At 67.4% G+C, this 23357-nt stretch carries 18 protein-coding genes; 5 read left to right on the top strand and 13 right to left on the bottom strand.

The window, feature by feature from the left end; translation table 11 throughout:
- Positions 1 to 34: 34 nt before the first annotated feature.
- Positions 35 to 1213 carry a VWA domain-containing protein gene (locus tag AAG565_RS11770; RefSeq protein ID WP_348819790.1) on the bottom strand — a complete coding sequence of 393 codons (1179 nt, stop codon included), beginning with the start codon at positions 1211 to 1213 and terminating at the stop codon, positions 35 to 37.
- A gap of 100 nt (positions 1214 to 1313) precedes the next feature.
- Between AAG565_RS11770 and AAG565_RS11765 the strand changes: the two genes are divergently transcribed.
- Positions 1314 to 1949 (top strand): DNA-3-methyladenine glycosylase 2 family protein, encoded by a 636-nt coding sequence (locus AAG565_RS11765; protein WP_348819789.1) that lies wholly within the window; start codon positions 1314 to 1316, stop codon positions 1947 to 1949.
- A gap of 8 nt (positions 1950 to 1957) precedes the next feature.
- On the opposite strand, the gene AAG565_RS11760 is transcribed toward AAG565_RS11765, so the two are convergent.
- The 8 genes from AAG565_RS11760 to AAG565_RS11725 form a co-directional block, all read right to left on the bottom strand.
- Positions 1958 to 2839: a UDP-2,3-diacylglucosamine diphosphatase gene (locus AAG565_RS11760; protein ID WP_348819788.1), complete on the bottom strand. Its 882-nt coding sequence runs from the start codon at positions 2837 to 2839 to the stop codon at positions 1958 to 1960.
- Positions 2840 to 2912: 73 nt separating this feature from the next.
- Positions 2913 to 5057 (bottom strand): FAD-dependent oxidoreductase, encoded by a 2145-nt coding sequence (locus AAG565_RS11755; protein WP_348819787.1) that lies wholly within the window; start codon positions 5055 to 5057, stop codon positions 2913 to 2915.
- 120 nt (positions 5058 to 5177) lie between these two features.
- Positions 5178 to 6398, bottom strand: a complete 1221-nt coding sequence (locus AAG565_RS11750) for a hypothetical protein (protein ID WP_348819786.1) — start codon at positions 6396 to 6398, stop codon at positions 5178 to 5180.
- 400 nt (positions 6399 to 6798) lie between these two features.
- A complete protein-coding gene (locus tag AAG565_RS11745) occupies positions 6799 to 7677 on the bottom strand; it encodes a hypothetical protein (protein ID WP_348819785.1) in 879 nt (292 codons plus the stop codon).
- Positions 7678 to 7875: 198 nt separating this feature from the next.
- Positions 7876 to 8931, bottom strand: coding sequence for an OmpA family protein (locus AAG565_RS11740; protein ID WP_348819784.1), 1056 nt, complete (start codon positions 8929 to 8931; stop codon positions 7876 to 7878).
- A 220-nt stretch (positions 8932 to 9151) separates the two neighbouring features.
- A complete protein-coding gene (locus AAG565_RS11735) occupies positions 9152 to 11692 on the bottom strand; it encodes a DUF1302 family protein (RefSeq protein WP_348819783.1) in 2541 nt (846 codons plus the stop codon).
- A gap of 154 nt (positions 11693 to 11846) precedes the next feature.
- A complete protein-coding gene (locus AAG565_RS11730; RefSeq protein WP_348819782.1) occupies positions 11847 to 12737 on the bottom strand; it encodes an alpha/beta hydrolase in 891 nt (296 codons plus the stop codon).
- A gap of 2 nt (positions 12738 to 12739) precedes the next feature.
- Positions 12740 to 13624: an alpha/beta hydrolase gene (locus AAG565_RS11725; protein WP_348819781.1), complete on the bottom strand. Its 885-nt coding sequence runs from the start codon at positions 13622 to 13624 to the stop codon at positions 12740 to 12742.
- 74 nt (positions 13625 to 13698) lie between these two features.
- Here AAG565_RS11725 and AAG565_RS11720 point away from each other — a divergent pair, with 74 nt between their 5' ends.
- The gene (locus AAG565_RS11720; RefSeq protein ID WP_348819780.1) at positions 13699 to 17016 is read left to right on the top strand and encodes a transglutaminase family protein; all 3318 of its coding nucleotides are present in this window, start codon (positions 13699 to 13701) and stop codon (positions 17014 to 17016) included.
- Here the strand turns inward: AAG565_RS11720 and AAG565_RS11715 are convergent.
- Together AAG565_RS11715 and AAG565_RS11710 are read right to left on the bottom strand one after the other, a co-directional pair.
- Entirely contained in the window at positions 17008 to 17724 is a 717-nt protein-coding gene (locus AAG565_RS11715; RefSeq protein WP_348819779.1) for a YceI family protein, read from the bottom strand. The genes AAG565_RS11720 and AAG565_RS11715 overlap by 9 nt on opposite strands.
- Entirely contained in the window at positions 17721 to 18359 is a 639-nt protein-coding gene (locus tag AAG565_RS11710) for a 2-hydroxychromene-2-carboxylate isomerase (RefSeq protein ID WP_348819778.1), read from the bottom strand. Before AAG565_RS11710 ends, AAG565_RS11715 begins: the two co-directional genes overlap by 4 nt.
- A gap of 91 nt (positions 18360 to 18450) precedes the next feature.
- Here AAG565_RS11710 and AAG565_RS11705 point away from each other — a divergent pair, with 91 nt between their 5' ends.
- Positions 18451 to 19233, top strand: a complete 783-nt coding sequence (locus tag AAG565_RS11705; protein WP_348819777.1) for a peptidase — start codon at positions 18451 to 18453, stop codon at positions 19231 to 19233.
- Here the strand turns inward: AAG565_RS11705 and AAG565_RS11700 are convergent, their stop codons facing one another.
- A complete protein-coding gene (locus AAG565_RS11700) occupies positions 19234 to 20169 on the bottom strand; it encodes an alpha-E domain-containing protein (RefSeq protein ID WP_348819776.1) in 936 nt (311 codons plus the stop codon).
- Entirely contained in the window at positions 20169 to 21647 is a 1479-nt protein-coding gene (locus AAG565_RS11695) for a circularly permuted type 2 ATP-grasp protein (RefSeq protein WP_348819775.1), read from the bottom strand. The genes AAG565_RS11700 and AAG565_RS11695 overlap by 1 nt, the downstream gene beginning before the upstream one ends.
- A gap of 161 nt (positions 21648 to 21808) precedes the next feature.
- On the opposite strand from AAG565_RS11695, the gene minC reads away from it, so the two are divergent.
- Together minC and minD are read left to right on the top strand one after the other, a co-directional pair.
- Positions 21809 to 22495, top strand: coding sequence for a septum site-determining protein MinC (gene minC / locus AAG565_RS11690; RefSeq protein WP_348819774.1), 687 nt, complete (start codon positions 21809 to 21811; stop codon positions 22493 to 22495).
- Positions 22496 to 22539: 44 nt separating this feature from the next.
- Positions 22540 to 23349: a septum site-determining protein MinD gene (gene minD / locus AAG565_RS11685; protein ID WP_348819773.1), complete on the top strand. Its 810-nt coding sequence runs from the start codon at positions 22540 to 22542 to the stop codon at positions 23347 to 23349.
- Positions 23350 to 23357: the final 8 nt, after the last annotated feature.

The following is a 23357-nucleotide window of genomic DNA, read 5'->3' as shown; positions in this document are numbered from 1 at the left end:
CCAGCTGTGATTGCCCGTAGCGGGCGGTGATGAATCAGTGTGTCAGACGGCGCATCGCCTGTTCGAGCCCTTTGAGCGTCAGCGAGAACATGCGTTCCTTGCCGAGCAGCTCGTTGGTGACCTGGATCGACGGCGTGTACTCCCAGTGCGACTCGGGTTCCGGATTGAGCCAGACCAGGCGCGGATAGACGTCCATCACGCGCTTGAACCAGACCGCGCCGGCCTCCTCGTTCCAGTGCTCGACGCTGCCGCCGGGATGCACGATCTCGTAGGGGCTCATCGTTGCGTCGCCGACGAAGATCACCTTGTAGTCCGGCGTGTACTTGTGAAGGATGTCGAATACCGGGATCTTCTCGGAATGCCGGCGCGCATTGTCCTTCCACACCGCTTCGTACAGGAAATTGTGGAAGTAGAAATACTCGAGATGCTTGAACTCGGTCTTGCAGGCCGAGAACAGTTCCTCGCAGACGCGCACGTGCGGGTCCATCGAGCCGCCGACGTCGAGGAACAGCAACACCTTCACCGCGTTGTGGCGCTCGGGAACCATCTTGATGTCGAGATAGCCGGCGTTGCGGGCGGTGGAGCTGATGGTGTCGTCGAGATCGAGCACGTCCGGGGCGCCTTCGCGCGCGAAGCGGCGCAACCGGCGCAGCGCCAGCTTGATGTTGCGCGTGCCCAGTTCGATGCTGTCGTCGAGATTGCGGTATTCGCGCTTCTCCCAGACCTTGACCGCGGACTTCTGTCCGCCGGGCCCGCCGATGCGGATGCCTTCCGGGTTGTAGCCGCCGTGTCCGAACGGCGAGGTGCCGCCGGTGCCGATCCACTTGCTGCCGCCCTGGTGGCGCTCCTTCTGTTCTTCGAGGCGCTGCCTGAGTGTTTCCATGAGTTTGTCGAGCCCGCCGAGCGCTTGGATCTTCGCCTTCTCCTCGTCGGTGAAGTGACGATCGGTCATCTTGCGCAGCCACTCCTCGGGGATCTCCCCGAACAGTTCGCCGGTGACGGCCTCGACGCCCTTGAAGTAGGCGGCAAAGGCGCGGTCGAAGCGGTCGAACTGCGTCTCGTCCTTGACCAGCGCCGAGCGCGACAGGTGGTAGAAGTCTTCGAGCGAGAAGATCGCGACGTGCCGGGACAGGGCCTCCAGCAGCATCAGAAATTCGCTCAAGGACGGTTTCAGCCCGGCGGCGCGCAACGTGAAGAAGAAGGTGAACAGCACGGTCCGGCAGCGGTCGAGGTTTGTGGCATTGTATGCGCATCCTGCGCAAGCCGGGACCATCCGTGGTCCCGACTATCAATGCACGATCACGCTCATCCCGATGAGTATTCACGAGCAGCTGCGCGCTGCGGAACAGCACCTTTCGCAGATCGATCCGGTCATCGGAGCGGTGATCGCCCGTCATGGACCCTGCACCCTGGCGGCGCGCAGGCGCGAACCCTTCCAGGTGCTGTGCGCGTCGATCATCAGCCAGCAGATCTCCAGCCGTGCGGCGGACGCGATCCAGGCGCGCGTGGCCGCCGCCTTCGGCGCAAAGGGCAGGATCGTCGATGCGCGGCTGGCCGGTGCGGATCTCGATGCGCTGCGCGCCTGCGGGCTGTCGCGGAGCAAGGCGAAATGGCTGCAGCACCTGGGCGCCGCGCACAGCGCCGGCGCACTCGACTTCACGCGGCTCCGGCGCATGGATGACGAGGCCGCCATCGAAGTGCTGGACGCGCTGCCCGGCATCGGCCGCTGGACCGCGGAGATGTTCCTGATCTTCGCCTTGCACCGGCTCGACATCTTCGCGATGGACGACGTCGGCCTGCGTCGCGGCGTCAGCCTGCTCTACGGCAAGGGTCGTGCGCTGTCCGACCGCCGCACGCTGCAGATCGTCAGGCCGTGGGCGCCGTACCGGTCCGTCGCGAGCTGGTATCTGTGGCGGGTCGCGGACCCCTTTACCGAGACCTGGGCGTAAGGAGCGCGCTACGCCGAAGCCACCGCCCGTACCTTCGCCAGCGGTGTGACCTTGGGCGAGGTCTGGTTGAGGTGGTCGAGCTGCACCCAGCGCACGATCTGCAGGCGGCCGTTCATATCCTCGGTCAACGCGGTGCAGGATTCGACCCAGTCGCCGCAGTTGTAGTACATGACGCCGCCGATGTCGCGCGCCTCGGCGTGATGGATGTGGCCGCAGACCACGCCGTCGAACTTGCGGCGCCGGCATTCGCGCGCCAGCGAGTCCTCGAAGGTCGAGACGATGTTCACCGCGGTCTTGACGTGCTGCTTGGCGAAGGCCGACAGCGACCAGTAGCCCAGTCCGAAGCGGGCCCGGATGCGGTTGAACAGCAGGCTGAAGCGCATCGTGCCTTCGTACAGCGCATCGCCGGCGAGCGCGATCCACCTGTGGTAGCGGGTGATCACGTCGAAGAAGTCGCCATGCGTCACCAGCAGGCGGCGGCCGTCGGCGGTCGTATGCACCGCCTCGTTGACCAGGCGGATGTTGCCGAGTTCGAGCCGGTAATCGACGAACTTGCGCAGGAACTCGTCGTGATTGCCGGTGACGTAGATCACCTCGGTTTCGCGCTTGGCCTTGGTCAGCACCTTGCGCACGACGTTGGTGTGTTCCTGCGGCCAGTACCAGCCGGAGCGCAGCTTCCAGCCATCGATGATGTCGCCGACCAGATAGAGGCGATCACAGGTGTGCTGCTTGAGGAAGTCCACCAGGTGCTCGGCCTTGCAGCCGGCCGTGCCCAGGTGCACGTCGGAGATCCAGATCGTCCGGTAGTGCGTCTTGCCCGCGTCCCTGGGACGGCGCCGGGAGACTTTGCGTCCGCCGGCATCCGGTGCGAGTCGGTGCGCCTGTTTCATGGCGCGCAGGATGGCGCGCGGGCGTGAGCGGCGTGTGACAGGCGCTTGAAGGTTCGGTGACGGCCGGGCGTGGTCATCCACGCCGCCAGGCATGGTATTTCTCGACCCAGCGCAGCAGGCGCTCCGGCTTGTGCGCCTGCTTCCACAGGCCGGCGGCGTACTTGTTGGCTTCGGCGAGCGTCGGGTAGATGTGGATCGTGCCGAGGATCTTGTTGAGGCCGATGCCGTGGCGCATCGCCAGCACGTACTCGGCGATCAGGTCGCCGGCGTGCTCGCCCAGGATGGTCACGCCGAGGATGCGGTCCTTGCCGGGCACGGTCAGCAGCTTGACGAAGCCCTGTGCCTCGCCGTCGGTGATCGCGCGGTCGAGTTCGCTGAGCGGATAGGTGACGACTTCGTAGGGGATATTCTGCGCCCGCGCGTCGGTCTCGTTGAGGCCCACGCGTGCGACCTCGGGGTCGGTGAAGGTCGCCCACGGGATCACCGAGTCGTCGAAGCGGAACCTGCCGCCGCGCAGCGCCAGCAGCGGGCCGAACAGGCTGTTGACCGCGGCGTACCAGGCCATGTGCGCCGCGGTGTGCGTGAACTGGTAGGCGCCGGCGACGTCGCCGCAGGCCCAGATGTTCGGGAAATTGGTCTGCAGGAATTCGTTGACCTCGACGGTACGGCCGGTCTTCACGCCCAGGGTTTCGAGGCCATAGCCCTTGAGGCGCGCCACGCGGCCGACCGCGACGAGGATCTGGTCGAAGGGGATGCGCAGCTCGCGCCCTCGCTGGTCGCAGACCAGACATTTCTCGCCGTGATCGACCGCGACCGACACTGCCCTGGTTTCGACGCAGACACGGATGCCTTCGGATTCGAAGCGTGCGCGCACTGCATCCGCGATCTCCGGGTCCTCGCGCACCAAGAGCCTCGGCAGCATCTCGACCTGCGTGACCTGGCTGCCCAGGCGCGCGAAGGCCTGCGCCAGCTCGCAGCCGATCGGTCCACCGCCGAGCACGACCAGGCGGCGCGGCAGCTCACGCAATTCCCAGAGCGTGTCGGAGGTCAGGAAGCCGGTTTCTGCAAGGCCGGGGATCGCAGGCACGAGGGGTTCGGCGCCGGCGGCGATGACGATGTCGCGCGCGCTGAGCCTCCGGCCGTTGACTTCGACGGTCCAGGGATCGATCAGCCTCGCTTCCCCACGGATGCACTCGACGCCCAGGCCGGTATAGCGCTCGACCGAGTCGTGCGGCTCGATGTCCTTGACGACCCTGTGCACGCGTTCCATCACCTTGGCGAAGTTGACGCGGCCGCTGACCTCCTCGAAGCCGAATTCGGCCGCGCGGTCGAGATCGCGGGCGAGCCTGGCGGAGCGGATCAGCGCCTTCGATGGCACGCAGCCGGTGTTGAGGCAGTCGCCGCCCATGCGGTGCTTCTCGACCAGCGTGACCCTGGCCTTGACCGCGGCGGCGATGTAGGCGGTGACCAGACCCGCGGCACCGGCACCGATGACGATCAGGTTGCGGTCGAACCGCCTGGGCCGCGTGTACGGCGCATAGACCTTGCGTGCGCGCAGCGTGTCGGTGAGCTTGCGCGCGATCAGCGGAAAGAGCCCGAGCAGCACGAAGGCGCCGATCAGGCCCGGCGCGAGGATGCCCTTGAGCGAGCTCAGCTGCGCCAGCTGCGTGCCGGCATTCACGTACACCAGCGTGCCGGCGAGCATGCCCAGCTGTGACACCCAGTAGAAGGTCCAGACGCGGATGCGCGTCAGGCCCATCAGCAGGTTGATCAGGAAGAACGGAAACAGCGGCACCAGCCGCAGCGTGAACAGATAGAACGCGCCATCGCGGTCGATACCCGCATCGATCGCCCGCAGCGTGTCGGCGTAGCGCGCCTGGATCGCGTCGCGTGCAACGAAACGGGCGGCGAGCATCGCCAGCGTCGCGCCGAGGGTCGAGGCGAAGGACACGAGCACGAGGCCCCACGGCAGGCCGAAAATGGCGCCACCGGCCAGCGTCATCACCGTCGCACCGGGCAGCGACAGCGCGGTGACGGTCACATAGACGACGAAGTAGCCCAGGCTCAGCAGCAGCGGGTGTGCATCGCGGTAGGCGAGAATCGCGCCGCGCCGGGACTGCAGGTACTCCAGCGACAGGAACCGCCCCAGGTCGAAGGCGAAGTAGCCGACGATCGCGGCGGCAATCACGCACAGAAGCAGTGCCCGTTTCTTGTTCATGCTTTCCGCGCTCCAGACGAGCGGCGGCATTGTGCGCCGGAATGCGGCCGGAAAAGAAACGGGCCACCGTTGGGTGGCCCGAATCGCAGCGGGACTTCTTGCGGGTTGATGCGCTTCGGCTCAGCCGCCGGTCAGGCCGCAGAGCACCGAGAGCAGCGGCACGCTGGCGAGCGGGCAGCTGCCGCCGAGCGGCAGGCCGCCGAGCCCACCGCCGCCGAGCAGGCCGGTCAGCGTCGTGATCAGCGTGCCGACGACCGCGTCCAGCGGCGTGCCGGACAGCGGGCTGCCACCACTGCCGACGCCGCCGGAGGCGAGCGCGTCGATGATCGGGCCGAGGATGGCCGGCAGCACCTGGTTCTCGATCGGGTCGAGCACCGGTTCGGCCGCGCCTGCGAGCACGTCCGACAGCACCGGCGTCGTGACCTGGCCCAGCGCCGACGCCAGCGCGGCGGAGAACTGTGCCGCGGCGGCCCGGAGCTGGCTGCTGATCAGCCCCGGCTGGCCGGCCTGCTGCTCGATGAAAGCCACCGGAACCACCTGCGTCGTCACGTTGACCAGCGTGTTGTACAAGGTGTTGCCCAGTTCCATCTGCGTGCCGCTGGCGTTGTACGCCAGCGTGGCGCCGAGCAGGCGGTTGGTGTCGGTGAACGCGGTTGACAGCGTGGTCAGGATGCCGCCGACCACCGGCGCGCTGCGCGCTGGTGCCGGGATCTGGCTCAGGCCCGACTGCAGTGCGGTGTTGATCTGCGAATACAGCGCTGCGACGGTCGTCAGCTGCAGATCCTCGCCGGAGCCTTCGGTGGCGTCGAGCGCGCCGGCGACCTGCGCCAGCACCGGCGCGAGCGCCGTGCCCAGCGGCTCCAGCGGCGTGCCGGCCAGCGGATTGCCGCCGGCGCTGATCTGCGCGAGCGTCAGCGAGCGGGTCAGACAGCCATCACCCGTGCCGCCCAGTGCGCTGAGCAGGCCGGTCAGATCGACCACCAGCGACTGCAGCGAGGCCGCGACCGCCGCCGGATCCGGCTGCGCGCCGCCACCGCTCGCCGCTGCCTGCAATTGCGCGAGCACGCCGTCGGCGATGTCGAGGACGTCGTTGGCGACGAGCTGATCGGCGCACAGCACCACGCCTTCGAGCGGCGTGCCGGACAGGGCCGCGGCGAGCGGGATGAACACGCCGTCGCTGAGCTGGCCTTGCACCGGGTCGAGCGGCCCGGAAACACTCTGCGCGCTGACCCGGCCGTCACCGCGCTGGGTGACCGAGTTCGCCTCGTCGGAACGGCCGCTGCTACAGGCGGAAAGGAACACCAGGCTGCCGAGTGCGCCTGCGATCAATGATTTTTTCAACATTTACGGCTCCAAGGGGGTTGCTGACAGGGAACGCCAATCTACGAAGCGATCGTGTAGGACAGCTGCTACCGAAAGTGAACGGTCGAAATCGGGGGACGAACGGTCGTATCTCGTGATGAGCTTGCGCAGCCGCGAATGCATACTCGATGGGTGTATGGCGTGGTGGTGTAGATGATCCACCGCACCTCGTGGCGGGAAGGCGAAGAACGGAATCACGCGACCGCCCCAGAGGCGCCAGGCCGCTGCGAGGGCCGTTACTGAACCCCGGATTCCAAAGCCGTCTACTACAGAACGCGGGGGTTGGGGGAGGCATGGGGATATAGTCCCCACCCCAATTTCAAGAGAGGCACATAAAAACACCCCGCGTCTGCGGGGTGCTCTTGCTTCAAACAAGCGCTTATTGCTTGGGAACAACCAATGTGCCGGCGGTGCACAATTCGTGGACGAACATGGCATCGCCGAGATCGACCGCGAGCAGATCGCCTTCGAGCGAGATGCGCGCCTTGTTGTAGGGTTTGGTGACCTTGCGGCCGACGAAGGCATAGACCGGACCGACGACGCCCTGTCCGAGCAGGTCGATGGCCGTCGCGTCCAGTTCCACCGGGTTTTCCTGCTGCGTGTTGTTGAGGAAAGTGGTCACGCGCACGTTTGTCAGCAGCCCAAGGTTCAGGAGGCCCGGCGGAAAGGACAAGCCAAAGACCGCGTACTGCCCGGCCGGGATGGTCACGCCGCTGGGCATGCTCACCGTGAGGTCGAGCGCATCAACCAGTCCGGACTGTGCCAGACCGAGCAGGCTGGCGGTCTGTGTAAACGCGGCTGCGGTCTTGAGATCGCCATCGATCGCCAGATCCTTGTCCTTCACACTGTTGAGCAGATCGACGACACTGGCACCGCCGAGCAGGCTGACCAGTGCCGACAGCGGTCCGCCGACGAGGCCGTTGGCGCCGACTTCCGTGCTTGCGCCGAAGAAGATCTGCGCAGTCTTGGTGCAGACGAAGTTGCGCGGCGGGTTGCTGCCGTCGCCGGCGATCGGCGTGTTGCCTTCCAGCACCAGGCCGCCGGTCGAGCCGTCGTTGGGCAGGCCGGTGTCGGTGTTGTCGCCCGAGCCAGTCGGGTTGCCGTTGTTGTCGATCCCGTCGTCGGGATCGACCTGCCCGGTGCCGTTGCCGCCGGGGCCGGCGTTTAGGGAGCCGTCGGCATCGGCCTGGCAGCCGGCGAGACCCAGCGCGAGCAGTACGATCGTGAACAGCGTCAGAAAAGTGTTCTTGGAATTCATATGGATAGTCGATGTAACTCGGGAGGCTGATATTCTGCCAATCCGCCCCCTCTCTTGCATGCGAGCATTTGCCTACAGAAAAAGAAGGTTATTTCTTACATAGAGAACGAGCTTTTGTCAGGTCTGTAGGAAAACTGCCTTTCGAAGTCAACGAAAGACACCCCGCTTGACGGGGTGTCTTTGCAAAGCTACTCGACATCAGTTCAGAATCCGCAGCTCCACGCGGCGGTTGCGCTCGCGGCCTTCGAAGGTGGCGTTGGTGTCGCGCGGCTCGGATTCGCCATAGCCCTTGACGCTCATCTGGCTCTCCGGCACGCCGTGGGCGATGAAGTATTCCTTCACCGCCTGCGCACGGTTTTCGGACAGGCGCTGGTTGTACTCGTCGGTGCCGATGCTGTCGGTGTGGCCGGCGATCTCGACCTGCATGTCCGGATACTTCTTCAGGATGTCGGTGGCCCAGTCGAGGATGGTCTGCGCGTCCGGACGCAGGCGGATCTTGTCGAACTCGAAGGTCACCCCTTTGAGCTCGATGACCTTGGCCAGCGTGCAGCCGTTGCCGTCCACGCGATCGCCGGGCGGGGTGTTCGGGCACTGGTCCTTGGCATCGATCACGCCGTCGCCGTCGCTGTCCAGCAGGCCGGTCGGGACCTCGACCATGCGGACCGTCTCGCCCGTCGCCACGGCGACGCCGCGCTCCTGGAACAGCGGGATTTCGATGCCCAGGTTGACGCGCGGCTCCCAGTAGCCGTCCTGGAAATCGTCATAGACGTAGCGCGCCTCGCCGCGGGCACGGATGCGGCCGCGTTCGGTCAGCGGGCCGGTGACGTAACCGATGCCGACATTGCCGGTCCAGGACCAGCCGTCCTCGGAATCGGGCAGCGTGTCGTTGTACGCCGCGCCCAGGCCGCCGAGCGCGTACAGCGCGCCCGCGTTGCGGTCGCCGAAGGTGTAGGTCAGATCCGCACCGAGGCTGTTCCGGTAGAAGTCGATGCCGGCGTTCTTCTTGGTTTCGTAGTTGTCGAGGATGAAACCGATCTCGTAACCCCAGCGGCTGTCATCGAAGGACGAGCCGAACAGCACCTGGATGCCGGTGGCGTAGTCGAGCTGGTCGTTGCCGCGGTCGCTATCCGCGACCGTGTAGCCGCCAAGGATGCCGATATAGCTCGGCGCGACGAGCTGCGTGTCCTGCGCGCGGGCGGTGGCCGCGCTCAGCGCGGCGATCGTGCCTGCAATGCAAACGGAAGCAAACTTCATGTGCGTCCCCTTATTGAGCGGTTTGAATGGGGCCGATGCGGGACGGCATCCTGCCGAGTGCAGCGGCGACGGCCGGGATATTAACAGACGCGGGTTTGTGGCAGCACCGCATTTGTCTGACAAGGCATTGCTTCAGCGCCGCGCGTTATGCGTGTTCCGTGCAAAAGAAACGCCGCCGGGTCGTAGCCCGGCGGCGCCATATGAAGCGGCGCCATCCGACTCAGAACTGATACTTGACGAAGGCCTGCGCAAAGTCGCGGTCGCGGTACAGGTTGTGCGGCCCGGCGCCGAAGAACCAGCCGTAACCCAGGGTCAAGGACAGCGAGCTGCGATAGCGCGTTTCGAGGTTGAACAGCGCCTGCTTGCGGCCCTCGACGAAGTTCTCCGCCGGGCCGGGACCGGTGCCGTTGACGTCGTGCGCCCAGATCATGAACGGCTGCATGCTGATCGGTCCCCAGATGCCCTCGTACTTGACGATCGCGATCAGGCGATAGCCCCACGAGAACTTGTCGACGAAGGCGTCGAGATCGGCCTGGGTGGGATTGAAGCGCAGGCCGTCGGGACCGACGATGCAGGTGACGACATTCGAGCAGGCCTGGCGCGAGCCGTCGGCGCCGGTGCCATCGGCGCCGGCGGTCGCACTGGTGAAGATGCCGGGCGCCTCGATCTGCAGCTGATCCAGCGGCGGCAGCCCCGGAATCCAGACGGCGCCGAACTCGCCGACGAACTGGATCTGGTCGGCGCCAAAGGGGTTGTCCGTGGCGCCATAGACGCGCGTGAAGCCGAAGTTGAACTGGTAGGTCTCGAACTCCTCCCAGCCGCGGATGTAGCCGGGATTCTTCGAGTTCAGCGGCTGGTTCATGTCGGTCGGGGCGTTCTCGCCGACCACGCCGCCGCGATACGGGATGATGAAGTTCGGGAACGAGCGCGCCGAGCCCGGCGCGTGGCCGAGCAGGATGTTGATCGTGTCGTTGAAGCCGCTGTAGTCGGACGAGCCGTAGTAGTTGCCGTTCGACAGACTGCTGTGGCTGCCGTCTTCGAAGAAGCCGGAGCCGGCGGACGAGCCGGCGCAGTTCAGGGCCGGATCGTGGCAGCGCGTCAGCGTCGGGCCGGCGGCGGCGAAGGACAGGTCGGCGATCGCCACCTGCAGCGGCTGCTTGGGCCGGTAGGCGACCTCGCCCTGGATCGAGTAATCGCCGACGGTGGTGTTGAAACTGACACCGAACAGCTGGATGTCCTCCGGGTACTCGAACTGGATCATGCCGGTGTCGAGCGGCACCGCGTTCGAAAACGGCGCGTTCGGGTCGCCGCCGAGCAGCAGGCCCTGCAGCACGCCCAGCGCGGCGAGCGGGTTGGCGAGGACGGCCGGATCGGTGATGCCCAGATCGCCGATCACCGCCGGACGCGCGAGGATCAGGTCGATCGAATCGGCGGTGAGCTGGTTGCGTGCGCTGTCGATGGCGATGACCGGCAGGTTCGGGCAGGCCTGCAGGAAGGTCACCGTGCTGTTGGCGTCGATGCCCAGGCTGTTGCCTTCGCGGCGCGCGCAGGAGGCCTGTGTCGCATAGAAGCTGACATAGGGCAGCTTCGAGTGGTAGTTCATGAAATAGAACCCGAACTCGGTGCCGTTGTTCAGGTTCTCGGCGTAGTACTTCAGCGCGAGGCCGAACTGGCCCTGGTCGCTGGCCTCGTTGTCGCGCACGCGCAGCACCGTGGCGGTGGTCGGCGTGATCAGCGTCAGCGGGTTGTCGAGGAAGAAGCCGACGCGGTCGGGATCTTCCGCGGAGCCGCCGAAGCTCAGGTTGGCATTCATCACGGCATTGTTGGTGCCGACGTCGGCGAAGCCGAAATAGCTCCCCGGCGCCGGCGCTTCGACCGGCTGCCACTCGTACTGGTAGTAGAACTCGAGCGTCGCGTTGGTGAAGGGCTCGACGCTGAGGAACACCATGCCGACTGGCGTGAACACTTCCTCGACCTGGAAGCCGACGCGGTAGAGGTTGTTCGCGTTGACCGGGTTGGCCTGGTTGAGGCTGTTGATCGCCAGCAGCGTCGATTCGCCCCAGTTCACCGTCTGCCGGCCGATCTTGAAGCTCAGTTCCTTCTCGCCGAACAGCGGCAGGCGGCCATAGACATTGGCGTCGAGCAGCTGCAGGTCGGTGCCGACCTGGCGCAGCACCTCGCCGTCGTTGCGCCGGTTGCGCACGACAGCGCCGGGGCCGAAGGTCTGGTCGTAGTAGCGGTTCGAGATCGGGTCGCCGCGGAAGCCGACCTCATCGACGTTGTCGGCCGTGATGCGATTCGGGTGGTACTCGGTGAAACGGTTGTTGACGAAGTCGTAGAAGTACAGCCACTTCGCGAACAGGCCGAAGTCGCCGTGCGTGATCGTCAGATCCTGCGTGACCTTGATCAGGCCGGAGAACAGGTCGTGCTTGTCGTAGTTGAGATTGCCGTCGTCGGCGCGCATCGACGGCTGGCCGCGCGAGGTGCGGATGCGCTCGCCCGGGTAGGTCTGCGTCATGAACAGACCCTGGCAGGACTGATACTGGTGCGAGCACACCGTCGGATCGAGGTTGGCCTTGCCGACCAGGTCCGAGTGCCGGCCCTGCATGCGCCAGCCGGCGCCGCCGACCACCGTGGTGTTGAGGATGGCGGACCAGTCGCCATCGGAATCCAGCGACAGGTCGAGCGCCTGTGCGGAGGCGCTGCAGATCAGGACGGAAGCGGCGGCGAGACGATACAGCGGGGGGAGCAGGCGTTGCATGACGTCATTCGTGTTCGTATGCGGGGGGATCCACGGTGCTCGGGGCGCCGCGGCGCGCGCGACGATATCACGATGAAATGTCGATTTGGACTGGCTGCGCGGACGGCGTAGGAAAATTCTCGCAACGCGTTTCCGTTTGCGCCGGTCGATCGCCTCAGAGGCCGCGCCGCCGCAGGAAGTCGCGGACCACGGCGGTCGCACGTTCGGGATCTTCCTGCATGAAGCAGTGTCCGCCCGCGATGCCGTGGATCTCGATGCGCGGGTTGATGCGCCGTGTCATCTCCGCCGCGACCTTGAAGAACGGATAGCTCGACTCGCCGTACAGGAAAAGTGTCGGACAGTCGATGCGCGCCAGGCGACGCCAGGGATAGACCGGGTTGCCGAAGATCGCTGCTTCGAGCGTCTTCGGACAGCACAGCACGCGGCTGCCGTCCGCATCCGTGCGCGTCGCGTGGTCGATGAAGCTGGCCAGGCTGTCCTCGCGCCAGCCCTGGTAGATGCCGCGGTTGCGCAGCGCCGCCAGCGCCGCATCGCGCGAGGGCCAGCGATCGCGTCGGCGCAGCGCGCCTTGGGCCATCGGGTTGCGGTTGACGCGGTAGGACAGCGTGGAGCCGAGCCACAGCGGCGTCGGCAGGAAGATCGGATCGAGCAGCACCAGCGCGTCGAAGCGGCGCGGCGCATCGGCGGCGACGGCCATCGTCACCGCGGCGCCGAAGCTGTGGCCCATGCCGATCAGCGGCCGTGCCCCGCACTGTTCGGCGATGACCTGCGGCACGCGGCGGACGATCGCGCGGGTGCCGGAGTAGCGTGCCGGCGCGTCGCTGGCGCCGTGACCTTCGAGATCGTGGCAGAACAGGCCGTAGTCGCCGGCGAAGCCGCGCAGGAACGGCCAGTAGACGCCGCCGCAGAAACCGTTGCCGTGCAGAAAGTGGATCATGCGCGATCCCCGGTCACTGCGGCGTCCGCGCAGCAGCGGACCCTCGCCGGCCGCGGACTGCCACGGCTCCGTCATCTGCAGGTAATCCAGTGGCAAGGCGTCGTCCATGGTCAGGGTTGTGCAAGAAAGCCGGCGATCGCGCGCCCGGTCACCTCGGGCGCATCGAAGTGCAGCATGTGGCCGGCGCCGGCGATGCGCAGCTCGCGACGATCGCGGAAGCAGGCGCGGCGCCGCTCGGTCTCCGCCGGCGGGATCGCGTGGACGAACTGCGACTGGCCGCCATCGACGAACAAGGTCGGCGCCGTCACGTTCTGCCACACCGCCTCGGATTCGGCGGCGCGGTACAGGCTGGGCATGTCGAGCCGGTGCTTGGGATCGGCGAGCAGGCGGATGCGGCCGTGACCGTCCTCGGCCGCCCAGCAACGCGCGATGAACAGCGCGCGCGCGGACGACAGCTGCGGATGCTGCACGCGGATGCGTTCGGCCAGGAACTCGAAGGATGGATAGCTGCGCTCCGGGTTCTTTCCGGGCCAGGTGTCGAGCCAGCGCAGCAGGCGCCGCGGCGCGAGCTGTGCGGGCATGTCCGGCAGGAACAGGCCGTCGAGACAGACCAGCTTGCCGACACGCTCCGGCCGCAGGCCCGCATACAGGCTCATGATCTGTGCGCCCATGCTGTGGCCGACCAGCCAGACGGCGCCCTCCGGTGCGTAGTGCGCGACCAGCGCGTCGAGATCGGCGACGTAGTCCTGGAACCAGTAGCCGTCGGCCGGCCACTGCGTGTGGCCGAAGCCGCGCCAGTCCGGCGCGAGCACCTGGCAGTGGTCGAGCAGTGGCTGCACCAGGTCCTGGAACGTGGCCGACACGTCGAGCCAGCCGTGGCCGAGGAACAGCAGCGGCCGGGTGGGATCACCCCAGCGGCGCAGGTGGTAGCGCAGGCCGCGGATGCGGACGAAGTCCGAGCGGCTGGCGGAACGGCTGCGGGCGGGCTGGATCATGGCGCGCAGTATAGGGGTGCGCACGCTGGCAAGCCTTTTGCCAGACAAAGCAGCGTCACATCTGGCGGTGGCCCATGTCCATACACGCTGCCCTGCATCATCTGACGCGCTACCGCTACGACCGGCGCGTGTCGCTGTCGCCGCAGATCATCCGTCTGCGGCCGGCGCCGCACACGCGCACCGCGGTGCTCAGCTATGCACTGCACATCGCGCCCGATCCGCATTTCATCAACTGGCAGCAGGACCCCTTCGGCAACTGGCAGGCGCGCGTCGTCTTTCCGGACAAGGTCACGGAGTTCTCGGTCACGGTGGATCTGGTCGCCGACCTGACCGTGATCAATCCCTTCGACTTCTTCATCGAGGACGGCGCGCAGCAGTTTCCCTTCGACTACGAGCCGGCGCTCGCCGCCGACCTGGCGCCGTACCGGCGCCCGCTGCCGGCCGGTCCGCTGTTGCAGGAGTTCCTCGCAACGATTGCGGCCGAGCGCAAACAGACCGTCGCCTTCCTGGTCGAGCTGAACCGCCGTCTGCAGCAGGAGATCCGCTACCTGATCCGCATGGAGCCCGGCGTGCAGTCGCCGGAGCAGACGCTGGAGCTGGCTTCCGGTTCCTGCCGCGATTCGGCCTGGCTGCTGGTGCAGATCCTGCGGCACCTGGGCCTGGCGGCGCGCTTCGTCTCCGGCTACCTGCTGCAGCTCAAGCCGGACGTGAAGCCGCTCGAGGGTCCGGTCGGCGCGGTCGCGGATTTCACCGATCTGCACGCCTGGACCGAGGTCTATGTGCCCGGCGCCGGCTGGCTCGGTCTCGATCCGACTTCCGGCCTGTTTGCCGGCGAGGGACACATTCCGCTGTCGGCGACGCCCGATCCCGCGTCCGCCGCGCCGATCAGCGGCAGCGTCGAGGACTGCGAGGTCGAATTCAGCCACGAGATGCGCATCCAGCGCATCCACGAGTCGCCGCGCGTCACGCTGCCGTACAGCGAGGAAGACTGGGCGGCGATCGACCGGCTCGGCGGCGAAGTCGATGCGCGCCTCGCCCGGGACGACGTGCGTCTGACCATGGGCGGCGAGCCGACCTTCGTCGCCGCCGACGACATGCAGTCGGCGGAATGGAACACCGCGGCGGTCGGGCCGACCAAGGCGCAGCGCGCGCTGGACCTGGCGCTACGCCTGCGCGAGCGCCATGCGCCGCAGGGCCTGCTCACCTACGGCCAGGGCAAGTGGTATCCCGGCGAATCGCTGCCGCGCTGGGCCTACACCTTGTATTGGCGTCGTGACGGCGCGCCGCTGTGGCGCCTGCCGCTGCGCACGCCGGACGCGAATCAGCCGGCGACCCTGTTGCAGGCCAACCAGTTCATGCTCGGGCTGGCCGAGCGGCTCGATGTCGATCCCCGCAACGTCTGCGAGGCCTACGAGGACGCGCTGCATTACCTGGTGCGCGAGCGCAAGCTGCCGGTGAATCTCGATCCGCAGGACAACCGCCTGAAGGATCCGGAGGAACGCGCGCGCCTGCTGCAGGTGTTCGAGCGCGGGTTGGGCACGCCGCGCGGTTACGTGCTGCCGGTGCAGCGCTGGCAGTCGGCGGCGCGCTGGATGTCCGAGCGCTGGCTGCTGCGCACGAACAAGCTGTTCCTGATTCCCGGCGACTCGCCGATCGGTCTGCGCCTGCCGATCGACTCGCTGCCGTGGACGCCGGGCGTGAGCGTACCGGCGAGTTACCCGGCCGATCCCTGGTCCCTGCCGTCCGAGCTGCCGCCGCTCGATCCGCGCCGGCAGCCGTTCCTGCAGATGCGCGCCGGCGCGGCGCCGGCGGCGCGTGAACAGCGCATCGGCGCCCCGCCAGCCCGACCCGCTCCCCGCGGCCGCTACGTCAACGGCCAGAACGTGCGCACTGCGCTGACCGTCGAGCCGCGCGAAGGCTGGATCACCGTGTTCCTGCCGCCGGTCGCGCGCACCGAGGACTTCATCGACCTGGTCGCGGCGATCGAGGACGTTGCCGCCGAGACGGCGCTGCCGGTGCGCGTCGAGGGCTATTCACCGCCGCCGGACGCGCGCCTGGAACTGCTCAAGATCACGCCCGATCCGGGCGTCATCGAAGTCAACGTGCAGCCGGCGCGGTCCTGGGCCGAGCTGCGCGACAACACGCTGAGCCTCTACGAGGCGGCACGACAGTCGCGGCTGTCCACCGAGAAATTCCTGATCGACGGCCGCGCCGTCGGCACCGGCGGTGGCAACCACGTCGTCGTCGGCGGCGCGACGCCGGCGGACTCGCCGTTCCTGCGCCGGCCCGACGTGCTCGCCAGCCTGCTGCGCTACTGGCAGAACCACCCGTCGTTGTCGTACTTCTTCTCCGGCCTGTTCATCGGCCCGACCTCGCAGCACCCGCGCATCGACGAGGCGCGCGACAGCCAGATCTACGAGCTGGAGATCGCGCTGGCGCAGCTGCCCCACCAAGGCGAGACGGTGGCGCCGTGGCTCGTCGATCGGGTGCTGCGCAACCTGCTGACCGATCTCACCGGCAACACGCACCGCGCGGAAGTCTGCATCGACAAACTGTATTCGCCGGATTCGCCGAGCGGCCGCCTGGGTCTGGTCGAGCTGCGCGGCTTCGAGATGCCGCCGCACGCGCGCATGAGCCTCGTGCAGCAGCTGCTCGTGCGCGCGCTGATCGGCTGGTTCTGGCGCGAGCCCTACGCGCGGCCGCTGGTGCGCTGGGGCACGCAGCTGCACGACCGCTGGATGCTGCCTTACGACAACTGGCTGGACCTGTGCGAGGTGCTCGACGAGTTGACCCGCGCCGGCTTTGCCTTCGAGCGCCAGTGGTTCGCGCCGCACTTCGAGTTCCGTTTCCCCTGCCACGGCGTGCTGCGCTTCCAGGGCATGGAACTGGAGCTGCGTCACGCGCTCGAACCCTGGCCGGTGCTCGGCGAGGAGCCGGGCGCGGGCGGCACGACGCGCTATGTCGATTCCTCGGTCGAGCGTCTGCAGGTCAGGGTCACGGGCCTGACGCCCGGCCGGCACAGCGTCACCTGCAATGGCCGCGAGCTGCCGCTGCGCGCGACCGGCCAGGTAGGCGAGCACGTCGCCGGCGTGCGCTACCGCGCCTGGCAGCCCGCCGCCTGCCTGCACCCGACCATCGGCGTGCACACGCCGCTGGTGTTCGACCTCTACGATCGCTGGTCGGGACGGGCGCTGGCCGGCTGCACCTACCATGTCGCGCACCCGGCCGGACGCAACTACGAGACCTTTCCGGTCAACGCCTTCGAGGCCGAGGCGCGGCGGCTCGCGCGCTTCGAGCCGCTCGGCCATACGCCGGGTCCGTTCCGCGTCGCCGCCGAGCGGCCGAACCCGGACTTCCCCTGCACGCTGGATCTGCGGCGGCCGTCAGTCTGAAGGCCAGCGCCGCGCCTGCAGGTCGAAGCGCACGGCCACCGCATCCTGCACGGCGATCGCGCCACCGAGGATTGTGAACGGCGTGATGCCGTAGTCGGTCTGTCGCAGCACCAGGCTGCCGCGCGCGCGCAGCTGTGCGTCGTTGCGTTCGACCTGCAGCAGCACGTCCTGTTCGCGCGTGACGCCGTGCCAGTCGATGGCGACGCGTGCGATCGGCAGCGGCCAGTCGCCTTCGATGCGCAGCGAGCGGATGCGCAGCTCCGGATGATGGTCGGCGTCGAGCACGCGCGGACCGAGCATGTTGCGGCGCGTGCCCGTGATGTCGGACTCGGAACGCACGCCGGCGAAGGCGCCGCCGGTGTCCTGCCGCAGCGCCGGATCGTCGATGCTCAGCGCATCGAAGCGCACGCGCAGTTCGAAACGCGCCGAAGTCAGGTCCTCGCCGTCGATCGCGGCGTAGCCGGCAAAATCCGGCGCGGACAGCACGTGGTTGTGCCCCAGCTTTGCCGCACGTCCGCCGCGATAGACGTGGATGCGGATGTCGGACGCCGCCGGATCGACGCGATAGACCGCGGTGCCGGTCTCGCGCAGTCGGTCATATTCGCCGGCCCAGTCGGTCGCTGCCGCTTCCGAAGTGGGCGCGGGCCGTGGTGCCGGAGCCTGGCAGGCGGCCAGGAGCAGCAGCGCCAGCGCGGCGGCGCGTTTCACGCCGCGAGCTTTCCGTCCAGCAGCGCCGCCATCAGCTCGAAGCGGTCGTTGCCCCAGAACATCTTCTCACCGATGAAGAAGGTCGGCGCGCCGAACACGCCGCGGCGGATCGCCTCGTCGGTGTTGGCCTTGAGCAGGTCCTTGATCGCGGGATCCTGTGCTTTGGCGAGAAGTTCGTCACCGTTCCAGCCCAGGTTCGCGGCCACGGCCTTGAGCACCTCGGGCTGGCCGATGTCCTGTTCCTGGCCCCAGTAGGCGCCCATCACCGCCTTGGCCCAGACGGGAACCTGCGCCGGCGGCAGTGCGCAGGCGATGCGCAGCGAGGTCAGGCTGGCGACGGGAAAGACCTTGGGCCAGCGGAACGGCACGCCGTACAGCCTCGCCCACATGCGCAGGTCCTGGAACAGGTACTTGCCCTTGGCCGGGATCTGCGCCGGCGGCTTGTTGCCGGTGGCCTCGAAGGCCTTGCCGAGCAGGAACGGTTTCCAGACCACCGTCGCGTCGTGTTTGCGCGCAAAGTCCTCGATCTGGGTGGCGGCGAGATAGGTGTAGGGGCTGGCGGAGTCCCAGAAGAATTCGATCGTGCGGTTCGACATGCGCAGTGTCCGGAAGGGCAGTGCGCCGGAGTCTTGCACGGCGCTTTTCCGCGGCACAAGTTGTGCATCGGCAGGAGCCTGTCCCTACACTACCAGCCCCCGTCCTTTCTTCTCCCGGCTGTCCGTCCGCATGACGTACTGCGTCGCCATCAAGGTCAACGACGGTCTGGTCTTCGCCGCCGACACGCGCACCAGTGCCGGTGTCGATGACGTGCGCACCTACAACAAGCTGCACCTGTTCGAGTTCGTCGGCGATCGCGTCTTCGTCGTGCTGTCGGCCGGCAACCTGGCGACGACGCAGTCGGTGCTGGCGCATCTGCGCCGCGATCTCGAAGACGCGAACGCCGCCGTCAACCTGCGGCGGGTACGGCACATGTTCGATGCCGCCGAGTACGTCGGCAGCCTGTCGGTGAAGGCGCAGAAGGACACGGCCGCGCAGATGCAGTTCGGAACGACGGTCGATCTGCGCACGACGCTGATCCTCGGCGGCCAGATCCAGGGCGAGGAACCGGCCCTGTACCTGATCTACCCGGAAGGCAACTGCATCTCCAGTTCGCCGGAAACGCCCTACCTGCAGATCGGCGAAAGCAAGTACGGCAAGCCGATCCTCGACCGCGTGATCCGCCCGGCGCTGGCGCTGGAGGATGCCTCGCGCTGCGCGCTGGTGTCGCTCGATTCGACGATGAAATCGAACATCTCGGTCGGCCCGCCGCTGGATCTGGCGATCCTGCCGCGCGATGCGCTGCGCATCACGCACACGCTGCGCCTGGACCTCGACACGCCGTATCTCGCGCGCCTGCGCGAAGCCTGGGGCCAGCAGCTGGTGCAGGCCTTCCGCAACCTGCCGCGCTTCGAATGGGAGCTGCGGGAGGGACAGCAGAGCCTGCTCGGCGACAACGCGTCCGGCGACTGATCAGGTGCGGAAATAGCTTTCCGCGATCGCCTGGTGCAGCCTGCCCAGGCCGATCTGCACCTCGTCGATCCACTCGTGCAGGCCAGACTCCAGCAGCCTGTCGATGTTGGCGTCCTGCACCAGCGCGCGGGTGCGTTCGAGCGCACGTTCGGCGGCGCGGTTGGGCGGCAGGCGCGGCAGGGTCGCGCCGATCATGGTGCAGCAGAACATCAGCGCGCGCGGGAACTCGCGGTTCTGCAGCAGGAAGCGCAGCACCGCGCTGCCGGTGACACGCGAGCGTTCGTGGCGGCGGTACATGTGGTAGGCGGTCAGCGAGTGCAGCACGCTCATCCACTGGATGTTCTGGAAGGGCCTGAGCTGCTCGTCGGCGACGCGCGGCTTGATCAGGCTGGAGGTGCGCACATCGATGATGCGCGTGGTCATGTCGGCCTGCTCCAGATTGGTGCCCAGGCGCAGGAACTGGAAGCCGACGTCGTGATTCATGCTCGCGCCGAGGATGCCGTAGGTCATCAGCGCGGTATCGAGCACGCGCTGCAGCAGTTCCTGGCGCTTGGCGCGGCCGAGCAGCCTGTCGCCCTTTTCCTGCAGCAGCAGGTGCGCGTCGTTGAGATGCTCCCAGGTCTCGTGCGGCAGCGACTCGCGCACGGTGCGCAGGATCTCGCGCGCGCGCGACAGCGAGCTGGCGACCGAGCCCGGATTCGCCGGGTCGAGCACGAGGAAGTGGACGACGTTGGTTTCGCCGCTGTCGCTGCCGTGGCGTTCGGCGAACTGCGTGCCGGCGCCGAGAATCTCGACCAGCGCCGACCAGCCGACCTCGATGTTGCGCGGCAGGTCCAGCACCAGGTCGGAATGCACCGAAACGAGGCGCGCGGTGTTCTCGGCGCGCTGCACGTAGCGTCCGAACCAGTACAGATCCTCGGCGACGCGCGACAGCATCAGGCCGCCTCCGCGGGCATTTCCGCTTCGCCGTCGAGATCGACGATCCAGGTGTCCTTGGCGCCGCCGCCCTGCGAGCTGTTGACCACCAGCGAGCCGCGCGTCATCGCCACGCGCGTGAGACCGCCGGTGGTGACGTAGATCGAGTCGCCGCGCGACAGGATGAAGGGCCGCAGGTCGAGGTGGCGCGGCTCGATGCCTTCCGGCGTCAGCGTCGGTGCGGTGGACAGCGACAGCGTCGGCTGGGCGATGTAGTTGCGCGGTTGGGCCTGGATCAGCCCGGCGAAGGTCTCGCGCTCCTTCTTCGAGGCGCGCGGGCCGATCAGCATGCCGTAGCCACCGGACTCGTTGGCCGGCTTGACGACGAGCTGATCCAGATTCGCCAGCACGTGCTCGCGCTCCTTCTTGCGCATGCACAGCCAGCTCGGCACGTTCGGCAGGATCGGGTCCTCGCCCAGGTAGTAGCGGATCATCGCCGGCACGAAAGTGTAAACGACCTTGTCGTCGGCGACGCCGGCGCCCGGTGCGTTCACCAGCGCGACCTTGTGCCGGAGCCAGGCGCGCATCAGGCCTTTCACGCCGAGCACGGAATCCGGCCGGAAGGTCTCCGGATCGAGGAACAGGTCGTCGATGCGCCGGTAGATCACATCGACGCGGCGCGGGCCATAGACGGTGCGCATGTAGACGATGTCGTCGTCGCCGACGAACAGGTCGCTGCCCTCAACCAGCTCGATGCCCATCTGCCGGGCGAGCCAGGAGTGCTCGAAGTAGGCCGAGTTGTAGATGCCCGGCGTCAGCAGCACGATGGTCGGCTGATCGCCCGGTCGTGGCGACATCGCCGCGAGCATGTCGTAGAGCTGCGCCGGGTAGTCGTCCACGGGCAGGATGCTGCCGGTCTCGAACAGTTCCGGGAACACGCGCTTGGTGACCAGGCGGTTCTCGACCATGTAGCTGACGCCCGACGGCACGCGCAGATTGTCTTCGAGCACGTACAGCGAACCGTCCTTGTCGCGCACCAGGTCGGAACCGCAGATGTGTGCCCAGATGCCGGCGCGCGGGCGCATGCCGACGCACTGCGGCCGGAAGTTCACGGATTCCCTGAGCACGCTGGCCGGGAACACGCGGTCCTTGACGATCTTCTGGTCGGCGTAGATGTCCTGGATGAAATGGTTGAGTGCCTCGACACGCTGGCGCAACCCGCGCTCGGTGCGCGCCCACTCGGGCCGCGTGATCGTGCGCGGGATGATGTCGAAGGGCCAGGAGCGGTCGACGTTGCGACCTTCCGAATAGACCGTGAAGGTCACGCCCATGATCTTGATCGCCAGTTCCGCGGCGAGGCGGCGCTCGGACAGCTCCCCGGCCGACAGGCTGCTCAGATATTCGGCCAGCCGGCGCGCGCCGCCGCGCGGCTGTCCCGGCGCCGCGAACAGCTCGTCGTAGAACCCGTTGCAGCGGTACTGGTGCCAGTCGATCGCCATCGTGCGCTCAGCGGTCTGGGTTGCGCATCCTGTCATCCGGCCGGGAGCCCGACCCGGTGACTTGTGCTCAAGCAAGAGTCGCGCCATATCGACAGCTTGTGTCCGAGGGGGTCCACAACCCCAATATGCGGTGTACAATCCGCCAACCGGGCCGTACTGACATGACGTCGAAGAAAGCGCTGGAGTTCAAGGGTCGCATGCTGTCGCTGACGCGTGCACGGATTCTCGACCCCGATGTGTCGGCCATCAGCGCGCAGCTCCGCGATTTCGCCCGGCAGATGCCGCAGGCGGTGAAGGGCATGCCGGTGATCCTCGAAGCGGACAGCGCCTTCGAGGTCGGCGCCGTCATCGCGGCGATGCGCGAGGTCGGCATGCAGCCGGTGGGCGTTGCCGACGGGCCGCTGGCGGCGTCGGCCGCCAACTGGGGGCTGCCGGTGCTGCCGCCGGATACCGGCGCGCGGGCGGCGCGTGCCAACGCCGCAGCGAATGAAGCCGCGCCGGTGCCCACCGTGCGGCGGCCGACGCGCATCGTCACCGAACCGGTGCGCTCGGGCCAGCAGGTCTATGCGGCCGAGACGGACCTGGTCGTGCTCAACACGGTCAGCGCCGGTGCCGAAGTCGCCGCCGACGGCTGCGTGCACGTCTACGGCGCGCTGCGCGGCCGGGCGATGGCGGGCGCGCGTGGCGAGACCAGCGCGCGCATCTTCTGCCGGCGTTTCGAGGCGGAGCTGGTCGCCGTCGCGGGGGTGTACGCGGTGGCCGAGCAGATGCAGGGTGAATTGCGTGGCAAGCCGGCGCAGGTCGCGCTGGTGGACGGGAAGCTGAAGATCGAGCGGCTCGACTGGTGAGGACAAGAGTCGCCTTGGGTGTCGTCTAGAGCAGGAGCAGGGCCTTGGCAAAGATCGTGGTGGTGACTTCCGGCAAGGGTGGCGTGGGCAAGACCACGACCAGTGCATCCTTCGGCACCGGGCTGGCGATGCGCGGCAAGAAGACGGTCGTGATCGATTTCGACGTCGGCCTGCGCAATCTCGACCTGATCATGGGCTGCGAGCGCCGCGTGGTGTTCGATTTCGTCAACGTGATCCAGGGCGAGGCGACGCTGCGCCAGGCGCTGATCAGGGACAAGCAGCACGAGAACCTGGCGATCCTCGCCGCCAGCCAGACGCGCGACAAGGACGCGCTGACCGAGGACGGTGTCGCGCGCGTGCTCGACGATCTGGCCAAGGAGTTCGACTACATCGTCTGCGACTCGCCGGCCGGCATCGAGAAGGGCGCGCACCTCGCCATGTACCACGCCGACGAGGCGCTGGTCGTGACCAATCCCGAAGTCTCGTCGGTGCGCGACTCGGACCGCGTGCTCGGCCTGCTGTCGAGCAAGACCAAGAAGGCCGAGACCGGCAGCGGCCGCGTCAAGGAGCATCTGGTGCTGACGCGCTACAACCCGCAGCGCGTGCAGAAGGGCGAAATGCTCTCGGTCGATGACGTCAAGGAGATCCTGGCGATCCCGCTGCTCGGCGTGGTGCCGGAATCGCAGGCGGTGCTGACCTCGTCGAACGCCGGCACGCCGGTGATCGCGAACCGCGAAACCGATGCCGGCCGCGCCTATGACGACCTCGTCGCACGCTTCCTCGGTGAAGAGCGCGAACATCGTTTCCTGACGGCAGAGAAGAAGGGCATCCTCGGCCGCCTGTTCGGTACCTGAGGAGGCCG

The sequence above is a fragment of the Fontimonas sp. SYSU GA230001 genome (genome assembly GCF_040066175.1).
GTDB lineage: Bacteria > Pseudomonadota > Gammaproteobacteria > Nevskiales > Nevskiaceae > Solimonas.
Note: the sequence above shows the minus strand (reverse complement) of the source record. Positions and strands in the feature narration are given on the sequence as shown.

What these genes read in the sequence shown, in the direction of transcription:
- AAG565_RS11765 (WP_348819789.1), top strand. Translation starts at nt 1,314, where the DNA reads ATGAGTATTCACGAGCAGCTGCGCGCTGCGGAACAGCACCTTTCGCAG.
- AAG565_RS11760 (WP_348819788.1), bottom strand. Translation starts at nt 2,839, where the DNA reads ATGAAACAGGCGCACCGACTCGCACCGGATGCCGGCGGACGCAAAGTC.
- AAG565_RS11755 (WP_348819787.1), bottom strand. Translation starts at nt 5,057, where the DNA reads ATGAACAAGAAACGGGCACTGCTTCTGTGCGTGATTGCCGCCGCGATC.
- AAG565_RS11745 (WP_348819785.1), bottom strand. Translation starts at nt 7,677, where the DNA reads ATGAATTCCAAGAACACTTTTCTGACGCTGTTCACGATCGTACTGCTC.
- AAG565_RS11740 (WP_348819784.1), bottom strand. Translation starts at nt 8,931, where the DNA reads ATGAAGTTTGCTTCCGTTTGCATTGCAGGCACGATCGCCGCGCTGAGC.
- AAG565_RS11735 (WP_348819783.1), bottom strand. Translation starts at nt 11,692, where the DNA reads ATGCAACGCCTGCTCCCCCCGCTGTATCGTCTCGCCGCCGCTTCCGTC.
- AAG565_RS11730 (WP_348819782.1), bottom strand. Translation starts at nt 12,737, where the DNA reads ATGGACGACGCCTTGCCACTGGATTACCTGCAGATGACGGAGCCGTGG.
- AAG565_RS11725 (WP_348819781.1), bottom strand. Translation starts at nt 13,624, where the DNA reads ATGATCCAGCCCGCCCGCAGCCGTTCCGCCAGCCGCTCGGACTTCGTC.
- AAG565_RS11720 (WP_348819780.1), top strand. Translation starts at nt 13,699, where the DNA reads ATGTCCATACACGCTGCCCTGCATCATCTGACGCGCTACCGCTACGAC.
- AAG565_RS11705 (WP_348819777.1), top strand. Translation starts at nt 18,451, where the DNA reads ATGACGTACTGCGTCGCCATCAAGGTCAACGACGGTCTGGTCTTCGCC.
- AAG565_RS11700 (WP_348819776.1), bottom strand. Translation starts at nt 20,169, where the DNA reads ATGCTGTCGCGCGTCGCCGAGGATCTGTACTGGTTCGGACGCTACGTG.
- AAG565_RS11695 (WP_348819775.1), bottom strand. Translation starts at nt 21,647, where the DNA reads ATGGCGATCGACTGGCACCAGTACCGCTGCAACGGGTTCTACGACGAG.
- minC (WP_348819774.1), top strand. Translation starts at nt 21,809, where the DNA reads ATGACGTCGAAGAAAGCGCTGGAGTTCAAGGGTCGCATGCTGTCGCTG.